At 57.5% G+C, this 10,571-nt stretch carries 12 protein-coding genes; 10 read left to right on the top strand and 2 right to left on the bottom strand.

Translation table 11 applies throughout. The features are described from left to right. Positions 1-141: 141 nt before the first annotated feature. Positions 142-957 (bottom strand): MJ0042-type zinc finger domain-containing protein, encoded by an 816-nt coding sequence (locus ACO6EE_RS09740; RefSeq protein ID WP_485960821.1) that lies wholly within the window; start codon positions 955-957, stop codon positions 142-144. A 250-nt stretch (positions 958-1,207) separates the two neighbouring features. Continuing rightward, positions 1,208-2,101 (bottom strand): 50S ribosomal protein L11 methyltransferase, encoded by an 894-nt coding sequence (gene prmA / locus ACO6EE_RS09735; protein WP_485960820.1) that lies wholly within the window; start codon positions 2,099-2,101, stop codon positions 1,208-1,210. A gap of 202 nt (positions 2,102-2,303) precedes the next feature. On the opposite strand from prmA, the gene hscB reads away from it, so the two are divergent. The 10 genes from hscB to ACO6EE_RS09685 all read left to right on the top strand — a co-directional run bounded on the left by hscB (position 2,304) and on the right by ACO6EE_RS09685 (position 10,362). After that, positions 2,304-2,804, top strand: a complete 501-nt coding sequence (gene hscB / locus ACO6EE_RS09730; protein WP_485960819.1) for a Fe-S protein assembly co-chaperone HscB — start codon at positions 2,304-2,306, stop codon at positions 2,802-2,804. A gap of 98 nt (positions 2,805-2,902) precedes the next feature. Next, a complete protein-coding gene (locus ACO6EE_RS09725) occupies positions 2,903-3,601 on the top strand; it encodes a phosphoglycolate phosphatase (protein ID WP_485960818.1) in 699 nt (232 codons plus the stop codon). Further along, on the top strand, positions 3,588-4,070 hold the full coding sequence (gene recX, locus ACO6EE_RS09720) for a recombination regulator RecX (RefSeq protein ID WP_485960817.1): 483 nt from the start codon (positions 3,588-3,590) through the stop codon (positions 4,068-4,070). The genes ACO6EE_RS09725 and recX overlap by 14 nt, the downstream gene beginning before the upstream one ends. A gap of 152 nt (positions 4,071-4,222) precedes the next feature. Further along, on the top strand, positions 4,223-4,570 hold the full coding sequence (locus ACO6EE_RS09715; RefSeq protein ID WP_485960816.1) for a hypothetical protein: 348 nt from the start codon (positions 4,223-4,225) through the stop codon (positions 4,568-4,570). After that, positions 4,558-4,971 carry a hypothetical protein gene (locus ACO6EE_RS09710; RefSeq protein ID WP_485960815.1) on the top strand — a complete coding sequence of 138 codons (414 nt, stop codon included), beginning with the start codon at positions 4,558-4,560 and terminating at the stop codon, positions 4,969-4,971. Before ACO6EE_RS09715 ends, ACO6EE_RS09710 begins: the two co-directional genes overlap by 13 nt. 254 nt (positions 4,972-5,225) lie before the next feature. Next, entirely contained in the window at positions 5,226-5,750 is a 525-nt protein-coding gene (locus tag ACO6EE_RS09705) for a GNAT family N-acetyltransferase (RefSeq protein WP_485960814.1), read from the top strand. Continuing rightward, positions 5,711-6,001 (top strand): hypothetical protein, encoded by a 291-nt coding sequence (locus ACO6EE_RS09700; protein ID WP_485960813.1) that lies wholly within the window; start codon positions 5,711-5,713, stop codon positions 5,999-6,001. The genes ACO6EE_RS09705 and ACO6EE_RS09700 overlap by 40 nt, the downstream gene beginning before the upstream one ends. A gap of 210 nt (positions 6,002-6,211) precedes the next feature. After that, positions 6,212-6,643: a hypothetical protein gene (locus tag ACO6EE_RS09695; protein WP_485960812.1), complete on the top strand. Its 432-nt coding sequence runs from the start codon at positions 6,212-6,214 to the stop codon at positions 6,641-6,643. Positions 6,644-6,933: 290 nt separating this feature from the next. Beyond that, positions 6,934-9,786: an aminomethyl-transferring glycine dehydrogenase gene (gcvP, locus tag ACO6EE_RS09690; RefSeq protein ID WP_485960811.1), complete on the top strand. Its 2,853-nt coding sequence runs from the start codon at positions 6,934-6,936 to the stop codon at positions 9,784-9,786. Positions 9,787-10,074: 288 nt separating this feature from the next. Further along, entirely contained in the window at positions 10,075-10,362 is a 288-nt protein-coding gene (locus ACO6EE_RS09685; protein ID WP_485960810.1) for a putative quinol monooxygenase, read from the top strand. Positions 10,363-10,571: the final 209 nt, after the last annotated feature.

Genomic DNA, 10,571 nt, shown 5'->3' with positions numbered 1-10,571 from the left:
CAGGATAAGGCTTGCGGGGGGGCTTTAGCACCTTTTTTGTTACTTATGCCGAAATAGCCCTTACTTCCAAAATCATAAAAGACTACCTGAAAACCAGTCTTTCTAGTTTTCAGGTAGCCTTCTCATATTCGGCGCTGTGATTTAGTGCTTCATAATCAGCAAATAATAAAACAGCTGCATAATCAATACTGTGAGCGCAGCCAGCGAAGCCAGCGTCCAGTTGAATTCGCTGTGTACGGCAGCGGCAGATGCAGGAACACTCGGATGGCTAGAAGGCGCAGAGAGCAGGTTGTCGGCGGGCTGGTCGATAACGGCGGGCAGCTTGGCTGCGGCAGGCAGCTGGATGCCGCCGGGGTCGCGGCCGGATACTAAGTTGAACACCAAGCTCTCAGCCTGGATGTGGATGTTTTGGGTTTGCCCATGGCCGGCAGCGGTAGATTGCGCGCTTTTGAGCAGGGTGTCGATGCTGGGCAGTACGGCGGGCGGCGGCGGGGTAGCAGCAGAGCGTTGCAGCAGGGCCTCGATGGCATCGGTGCTGTTGGCAGTGCGCTCGGCTTCAGCCAATTTGAAGGGCATGGCGTGGCCGGTGTCGTTATCCAGCGCCATGCGCTGGCGGCGCAGGCGGCTGTCGATTTCGTCCAGCTCGGCGGCCAGCGGTTTTTTCTGGGTGTGCAGGGATTCGTCGGCATCTTGTCCGGCCTGCTGTGCGGCCAAGGCGGCAGATTGCTGCTTGAGGCGGGCGAGTTTTTCGCGCAGGGGCATTTTGGTGTGAATCACGTCTTCCTGCAGAATTTCAGCTTGGGCGGCTGGGGAACTCTGGGCTTTCGGCTTGCGCGTTACCGTGAAGGCGTGCCGGCACTGGCTGCACTGCACCCGCCCGTTGGCTGCCTGCAAATCGGCTACGGCATAATGATTCTCCGCTTGGCAGCGGGGGCAACTGAGTTTGACGGTTTTCATGTGTCGGCAATCCAAATACTGATGTTTCGGCCGCTATTTTAAGAAAATTAATGCGGTTTTACCATTTTCAGGTAGCCTTTTAGCGGCTAACTGTCGGTTTTTTGTATATTTTGCAGAGGATTTATGCTGGCGGTTCACTCTCGCCAAACCATTTACCATGAATTTAGCCGTTTCAAAAAAGAAGGATGCGCGGCCTTGGCTTGCCTGGTTTCGCTCCCGTTTGAAACGGCTCTACGGCATTACTGGCGGGTTATCCGGCTTTGCGCACGCCCACCAAACGTACCCAGCCGCCTTCGGCAACCGGCGGCTGCATATCGAACCATTCACTATAGATGCCGTTTAGCTCTTTGGCCTGCTCTTCCAAAATGCCGGAAAGCACAATCCGCCCGCCCGCCTTGGTACGCGAAGCCAGCATGCCGCCCAACAGGCGCAGCGGGTTGGCCAGGATATTGGCCACCACCACATCGTATTCTGCTTCCGGCAAGTCGTCGGGCAGGAAAAAACGGGCTTCTGCTTCGTTTTGCTCGGCATTGCTGCGGCTGGCCACAATAGCCTGCTCATCAATATCCACGCCGTCGGCGGCGGCAGCACCGAGTTTGAGCGCGGCAATGGCCAAAATGCCGGAGCCGCAGCCGTAGTCGAGCACGCGGTCGGCAGCTTGGATATTTTCATCGAGCCATTGTAGGCACAAGCGGGTGGTGGGATGGCTGCCCGTACCGAAAGCCAAGCCGGGGTCGAGCCGCAGGTTTACGGCCGATTGGTCGGCAATATCGTGCCAGGTGGGCACAATCCACAGCCGGCCGGAAATGCGGATGGGATCAAACTGCGATTGCGTGAGGCGTACCCAATCCTGCTCCGGCAACTGCTCGATGCGGTAGGGCGGCACTTCCAACCGGCATTCCTTGGCCGCGGCAGCCACGGCGGCGGCAACGTTGCATTGGTCGTCAAACAGGGCAATCACCAAGCTGCGCTGCCAAATTTGGCCGCTTTCTTCGCCCGGCTCGCCGAAAATAGCCTGTTCTTCGTCTGTGCCGGCATAGGCATCTTCAATCGCGGCCGACAATGCACCGGCCGCCATTAACGCATCGGAAAACTGCTCGGCACGGTCAGCACCAATCGGAATACTGGCTTGTTGGTAGGGCATAATCGCATTTCTTTCAAACGGTAAGGGCGCGTATTGTATAGCAAGCCGCCGCCCTTCCGCCAGCCGCGGCGCTTGCAGGCTACCTGAAAGCAGATGCAGCGTACCTCAGCAAAACCGACTGCCGCCGTTTTCAGGTAGCCTCATCTTGGCGTTTGCCTATACAATATTCCATCTTTAGAACAGGCTACCTGAAAGCACACACATGCCGCGCGAATTCCAACTTTTCAACTTGCCCGCGCAATTCGACCTCGACCCCGCCGCGCTGGAGCAAACCTACCGCCAACTGGCCGCCCGCTTCCATCCCGACAAAACCGCCACCGCTTCCGCCTTCGAGCAGAAGCAGGCCGTGATGATGGCCGCCGCCGTAAACGAAGCCTACCGCCGCCTCAGCCGGCCGCTGGAGCGCGCCGTTTTGCTGCTGCAGGCACAAGGCATTCAGGCCGATTCTGAAGAGCGCACCTCCTTCGATCCCGAGTTTCTAATGCAGCAAATGGAATGGCGCGAAGAACTGGCCGCAGCCCGCGCCGAAAACTCTGCCGAACGGCTTGCTGCGCTGGATAGCCAAGTGGCTGCCGAAGAGGCCCGGCTGCTGGCCAAACTCAGCACCGCCTTTCAGCAGGCAGACTACGCCCAAGCCGCCGAACTCGTGCCGCAAGGCCGTTTCCTCGATAAAATCCGGCAGGAAATCCACGCTGCATTGTAAGCCTTAACAGGCTACCTGAAACTTTCAGGTAGCCTTCTTATCACCAGCCCCATGCTAAAATCCGCTATCATTTTTTATCAAACCTCCGAGGCCACACCATGAATACCCGCCCCGAAATCCACGCCGCCGCCTTTGATTTGGACGGCACCTTAGTCGATTCCCTTGCCGACCTCGCCGCTGCCGCCAACGAAGCCCGCCGCAGCGAAAACCTGCCCCTACTCGACGAAAAACTGATGATGTCCTACGTGGGCGACGGCGTGGGCAAGCTCGTGCACCGTGCCCTCACTGCCGATCCGGACGGCCAAGCCCCTGATGAAGTGTGGCAGCGCGCCTTCGCCGTGTTTGCCCAACATTATTCCGAACACCTCGACCGCCACACCTACATCTACCCCGAAGTAAAAACCGGCCTCCAGCTCCTGAAAACCCTCGGTATCCCGCTGGCCGTAATCACCAACAAACGCGAAGCCTGGGCCGCCGAGCTGCTTCGCCGCCTGGGCCTGGCCGACCTGTTCAGCCTCGTGGTGGGCGGCGACACCCTGCCGCAGCGCAAACCCGATGCCGCACCGCTGCTGCACGCCGCCGAAGTATTGGGCGTGAAGCCGGAAAACATGGCGATGGTGGGCGATTCGCGCAACGACATCCTCGCCGCCAAAGCCGCCGGCTGTTTTGCCATCGGCGTGCGCTACGGCTATGCCGATATGGATCAACTGGCTGAGAATCCCGCCACCCGCGCGGATTGGATTGTCAGCACCCTACCCGAAATCTACGACCGCCTGCGCCCCGATGACCGACGTTAAATCCCTGCGCAGCCGCGCCCTAGATTTATTGTCGCGGCGGGAAATGTCGCAAGCCGAACTGCGACGCAAACTCGCGCCCTATGCCGAAGATCCCGCCGAAATCGATGCTTTGCTGCAAGAGTTTGCCAACCGCAACTGGCAATCCGATCAGCGCTACGCCGAAAGCTACGTATACAGCAAAAGCAGCCGTTACGGCCGCCTGCGCCTCGCCCAAGGTCTGCAACAGCAAAAGCTGGACAACGAACTCATCGCAGCCACCCTGCCCGACCGCGACAGCGAACGCACCACCGCCTGCGCCGTGCTGGCCAAAAAATTCAAACAGCCGCCCGCCGACTGGAACGAGCGCCAGCGCGCCGCCCGCTTCCTCGCCTACCGAGGCTTCGACCATGACACCATCCGCCACGCCCTCGCCCACGCCTGGGCAGAGCCACCCCCCGCCCTGCCCGACGACGAATGGTTCGGCGATTAGCCGCCTGCCGCCGCGCACAAAGGCTACCTGAAAATCCCCAATCCCATTTTCAGGTAGCCCGTAGGTCGGGCATTGATGCCCGACACCGGCAAGCATAGAAAAAATGTCGGGCATCAATGCCCGACCTACTGCTTCAAAACAAAGGACACCGCATGAACAAATTTATTCGGCACAGGCAGCACAGCAGCCCCTACCCGATTAACAAGATTGACGTTCCCGCCAACTTTTTGGAAGAAGGCGTGCAGCTGGCCAAACAGCATGGCGCCGGTTTGCAAATCGGCTACCCCGCTTTGTGCAAAGCAACCATCGCAGAACGAGAAACACTGGTACGCCAGCCCGCCGCCGTCGATTTTGCCCCACTCGCCCTCTGTCCCGAGCTGGAAGAGCTGTGGATAGAAGAACTGCCGTGGGAAATCATCGAAATCAAAAACGTTGAGCAGCTATACGCCATGCCCAAGCTGAGGAAACTGAATATTTGGGACAAAAAATGCCCCAGCTAGACGTTTCGCGCATCAGCGCTTTGGAATCGCTGCAAGCCAACCCCGCCGACCCCAAACACATCATTAACATCGCTCAGGCAGCGGGCTTGAAAAGCGTCAGCCTGTATTCCTACAAAGGCAAGGATTTGACCGAATTTGTCGGGTTAAAAAATCTTACCTTCATCGACCTCATCAACCCCGCCATCAGCAGCCTAAACGGCTTGGAGCAAATGCCGCAATTGGAAGGCTTGGAACTGATGGGCACGCGCAATTTGAAAGACGTTTCCCTCATCGGCGAACTCATCGCCCAACACCGCCTGCCCAAACTCATCAGCCTGATGCTGCCGAAAAAATTCCAAGCCGAGCAGGAACGCTTCAAAGCCCTGCTGCGCCAACAATGGCAGGCCAATCAGGCTACCTGAAAACACATCATAGGCTTCCACAAGGCCAAAATACAGCCACCAAAAATAACATTCCAATCACAAACAACAAATAACAATCCATTCTCAAATTCTCCCCAAAAATTTCCGCCCCAGCCCTTGAAACCCGCCCCAATCAGCCCATATCACACCCACACCCCGCTGAGCACAGCGGGAATTTCCAACCGCCGCAACCATTTGCAGCACCATTCGATCAAAAGATAGAGCCGCCGCACACAGCGCCCTGCGCTTCCCGATTGCGCTCCACGAAAGGAAAAACCATATCGATTGTTATCCGCCCCGCCCATGCAAACGAAGCCCCCGTGCTCGCTGCCATCGAAGCCGCCGGCTTCCCGCCCGCCGAAGCCGCCAGCCTCGAGCGCATCACCGACCGCCTGCGCGTGTTCCCCGAGCAGTTTTTCGTGGCCGAAGAAGACGGCAAAGCCGTCGGCTTCATCAACGGCAGCGTCTCCGACGTGCCCGACCTGCCCGACGAATACTACGCCGACGCCACCCTGCACAAACCCAACGGCGACTACGCCGCCGTGTTCGGCCTCGTCGTGCTGCCCGAATACCGCAAGCGCGGCATCGCCGCCCAGCTGATGCAGCACTACATCGATACCATGAAAGCGCGCGGCAAACGCGGCATCATCCTCACCTGCAAAGACCACCTCATCGAATGGTACGGCCGCTTCGGCTTCAAAAACTACGGCGTAGCCGACTCCGACCACGGCGGCGCAGTGTGGAACGACTTGAAATACATCTGGAATCCCAAAGAATAGCCCCGCCGCGCCTCCGGCCGCAAAACCAACGGGAACGGACAAACTCCGTTCCCGTTTTCCCTGCCCGCCCAAAAGGCTACCTGAAAAATACAGGCTACCTGAAAGACACAAGCCGCCTGCAAACCAACACCGCCAGTTCCACCCACCGAAAACCCGCCACCCGCTTCCTCGCCTACCGCGGCTTCGACAGCGACTCCATCCGCCACGCGCTGGATAAAGCTTGGCAGGACGAAGAAGAGTGGGATGAATAAACAGAAAGGCTACCTGAAAAATAATGTGCGTCTGTAAGGCGGATTCGAATAAGAACAGGGCAAGTCGGCAAGCCGCAGACAATACGGACAATGCGGCCAGCCCAAGTCAACGCAGCGGCATCCTAACCTTTAATTCGCGATAAATATGGCCGCCTGCCGTTTACGCACAAACCCGCCAATATTTTCAGGTAGCCTTTTCCCAAACTCGCCATGCCCGTTACCGCCTATCCTGCCCTCATCCTTTTTGCCCTCATCGCCTCATGCAACCGGCTCTTCCTGCGCAAAGGTTATTCGCTCACCCCCTTGGTCAGCCCCATCCTGCTCTTCCTCGGCAGCATAAAGTGGGCGGAGCCGTGGTATTACTGGCTGCTCCTCCTGTTCGATCCCGGTAGCATCACCACCCTGCTCGACCTGCCCGCCATACTCAAACTCATATGGGACGGCAGCTTCGTCAACCGCACCGCCACCTACCGTAGCCCGCAACACACCTTACGGCTCCACCGCAACGGCAGCTTCGAGCTGGAATACGAGCCCAGTAAAGCCGAATTAGCCGCCTGCACAGGGGAAACCGACTGCGGCTGCGGCGGCGATTGGCGGCGCGAAGCGGATAAACTGTACCTCTTCCACGGCGGCGCCCCTTAGTCTGCTTCGCCATCGCCCGAGCAAACGGGCGGGAATACCTGCTGGCCGAACACCCCGATCCGCCCTTCCGTCTGCACGGCGTGCACCTCTTCCGCCGATGACCTGTAACCATCATTGCCATCTAAACCATCTATCCGCCGCCCCCGCTGAGGCTACCTGAAAACCATCGGCAGAAAATGGCAGAATCTTTGCCGCATCTGCCGCAAGCACCCTGATTTACGCTACAATACGGCCGTCTGTTCCAATCCCCCACCATCTCAACACTGAGCAAGTAGAAAGGATGCAGGATCATGAAGTTTAACGAACTTTTCCACCACAACGACTTTATCGGCCGCCACCTCAGCCTGTCCGACCGCGCCTCCCTTTTGGCTGCGTTGGGCGAAAAAGATGTGAGCAGCTTTGTGGAGCACACCGTGCCGCAAAGCGTACGTATGCCCGGCTCGCTGCAGCTGCCCGAAGCATTGAGCGAAGCCGATGCCTTGACCAAGCTCAAGGGCATCGCCGCCAAAAACCGTATCAATAAAAGCTATATCGGCCTGGGCTACTACCCCACCCGCCTGCCAAACGTGATTCTGCGCAATGTGCTGGAAAATCCGGGCTGGTACACCGCCTATACGCCCTATCAGGCCGAAGTGTCGCAAGGCCGTTTGGAAGCCTTGTTGAACTTCCAGCAGGTATGTATCGACCTCACCGGCTTCGAGCTGGCCGGTGCCTCCCTGCTCGACGAAGCCACCGCCGCTGCCGAAGCCATGACCATGGCGCGCCGCGTGGGTAAATCCAAATCCAACCAATTCTTTGTGGACGAGCGCGTTTACCCGCAAACGCTGGACGTAATCAAAACCCGAGCCAAATATTTCGATTTCGAGCTGGTAGTGGGCAATTTCGACACCGCTCGCAACGGCGAATACTTCGGCGCGCTGTTCCAATACGTGGGCAAAGACGGCGACGTGGCCGATTTGGGCGACGTGATTGCCGCTGTAAAAGCCAAAGGTGCAGTAGTGGCCGTGGCTGCCGATATCATGAGCCTGGTGCTGCTGAAAGCACCCGCCGAGTTGGGCGCCGACATTGCCTTGGGCAGCACCCAGCGCTTTGGTATCCCGATGGGCTTCGGCGGCCCGCACGCTGCTTACTTTGCGTTTAAAGATAAAGACAAACGATCCGCCCCCGGCCGCATCATCGGCGTATCGGTGGATGCTTCCGGCAAGCAGGCGCTGCGTATGGCGCTGCAAACCCGCGAGCAGCATATCCGCCGTGAAAAAGCCAATTCCAATATTTGTACTTCGCAGGTGCTGCTGGCCAACTTGGCCGGTATGTATGCGGTGTATCACGGCCCCGAAGGCGTAAACCGCATCGCCAGCCGTATCCATGCGCTGGCTGTTGCTTTTGCCGATGCGGTACAGGCTGCCGGTGGCAAAGTGGTGCACTCGGTATTCTTCGACACCGTAGCCGTAGATTTCGGCAGCAAGGTGCAAGCCGACGGCGTGTATCAAAAAGCGCTGGATGCCGGCTTCAACCTGCTGCGCATTGGCGAGAACGTACTGGCTGCCGCCTTCAGCGAAACCTCCAGCGCCGAAGAGTTTGCCCAACTGGTTGAATTGTTCACCGGCAAGGCGGCTGCCCTGCCCGAGAACGCGCCCGCCAGCAGGCTACCTGAAAACCTGCAGCGCAAAGGTGCCATCTTGCAACACCCCGTGTTCAACAGCTACCACACCGAACACGAAATGCTGCGCTATCTGAAAAAACTGGAAGAGCGCGACTTGGCCATGAACCGCAGCATGATTTCGCTCGGTTCCTGCACCATGAAGCTGAATGCCACTGCTGAGATGATTCCGATTACCTGGCCGGAATTCACCAATGTGCACCCATTTGCCCCGCGCGAACAAGTGCAAGGCTGCCTGGAAATGATCCACGGCCTGCAAGAGCAGCTCAAGGCCGTTACCGGCTTCGACGCCATCTGTATCCAGCCCAACTCCGGCGCGCAAGGCGAATACACCGGCATGGTGACCATCCGCCGCTACCACGAAGCGCAAGGCCACCCCGAGCGCAACGTGTGCCTGATTCCGCGCTCCGCCCACGGCACCAACCCCGCCACCGCCCACATGGCCGGTATGCAGATTGTGATCGTGGATACCGACGAGCACGGCAACGTGGATATTGCCGATCTGAAAGCCAAGGCCGAACAGCATAAAGATACGCTGGGCGCGCTGATGATTACCTACCCGTCCACCCACGGCGTGTATGAAGAAGGCATCCGCGACATCTGCCGCATCATCCACGAAAACGGCGGCCAGGTGTATATGGACGGCGCCAATATGAACGCCCAAGTCGGCATCATGCAGCCGGCCGAAGTGGGTGCCGACGTGTTGCACATGAATCTGCATAAAACCTTCTGTATCCCGCACGGCGGCGGCGGCCCCGGCATGGGTCCCATCGGCTTGAAAGCCCACCTCGCCCCGTTTGCGCCGAGCCACGTCGTGGCACCGGTAGAAGGCGCCACTGTGGGCATGGGTGCCGTATCTGCCGCACCCTACGGCTCCGCCAGCATCCTGCCGATTACTTGGATGTATATTAGCATGATGGGGGCAGACGGTTTGCGCCAGGCCACCGAAACCGCCCTGCTCAACGCCAACTACGTTGCCAAGCAGCTCTCCGCCGATTACCCGGTGCTCTATACCGGCAAAAACGGCCGCGTGGCGCACGAATGCATCATCGACCTGCGCCCGCTCAAGGCCGAAAGCGGCATCACCGAAGTGGACATCGCTAAGCGCCTGATGGACTACGGCTTCCACTCCCCGACCATGTCTTTCCCCGTGGCCGGTACGCTGATGATCGAGCCCACCGAAAGCGAAAGCAAGGCCGAGCTCGACCGTTTCATCGCCGCGATGAAGCAAATCAAGCAGGAAGCGCTGAAAGTACAGCGTGGTGAATGGCCGAAAGACGACAACCCGCTGGTCAACGCACCGCACACCGCCGCTGATGTAACCGGCGAATGGAAACGTGCCTACAGCCGCGAAGAAGCCGTCTACCCCCTGCCCTATGTGCGCGAGAACAAATTCTGGCCGAGTGTAAACCGTATCGACGATGTATACGGCGACCGCCACTTGGTTTGCTCCTGCCCCAGCATCGAGCACTATGAAGGCTAAACATCGGCATTAACCCTGCCATCAAAACAAAGGCTACCTGAAATCAAATTTTCAGGTAGCCTTTATTGTCCTTATGCAAAGCGAAATAAAATTAAAAAAACTAGCCATTCCTAAAGCTGATTTAGCATACAAAGCAGCAAAGTAGTAAGCAATATGGGAGCACAGCACGCTGAATGCATGCGGTATGAAGAAATCGGCGGCTTTAACCAGAAAATCTGTTACACTGCTTTCAGGTAGCCTAAATCAAATGTTACCAATCATCTATCCAAATAACACCAAGGAGTCATTATGCTTACTGTAGTTGCCCAATTCGAAGTCAAACCCGCCGAACTGGATAAATTCCTGCAACACTGCGACGAATTGATTGCCGAAACCCGCAAGGAAAACGGCTGCCTGTCTTACCACCTATACCAAAATACCCAACAACCCAACCAAGTCAGCTTCATCGAGTTATGGCAAAACCAGGCTGTATTGGATACCCATTCCGCTTCTGCACACTTTACCCGCATTGTGCCAACCTTGGTAGAAGCCTGCGAAAAAGCCCCGGTTATCCAACTCTATAGACAGATCAAATAATTCTCATCCAAGGTAAAGGTGGCTAACTGCAGGTTTCAGCTAGCCTCTTTTCTTCTCTGCTCTCTCCACTCTCATCCCACCCATTCTTTCTCCGGCTCCCCTTCACTCTGCTTTCTTTTCATTCTTTCTTCTACATTCTGTCCCATAAAGAATGACACCCGCCGTTAGGCGGGTGTCATCAATAGGTGTTTGGCAGTGTCCTACTTTCG

The sequence above is a fragment of the Eikenella sp. genome (genome assembly GCF_057315495.1).
Note: the sequence above shows the minus strand (reverse complement) of the source record. Positions and strands in the feature narration are given on the sequence as shown.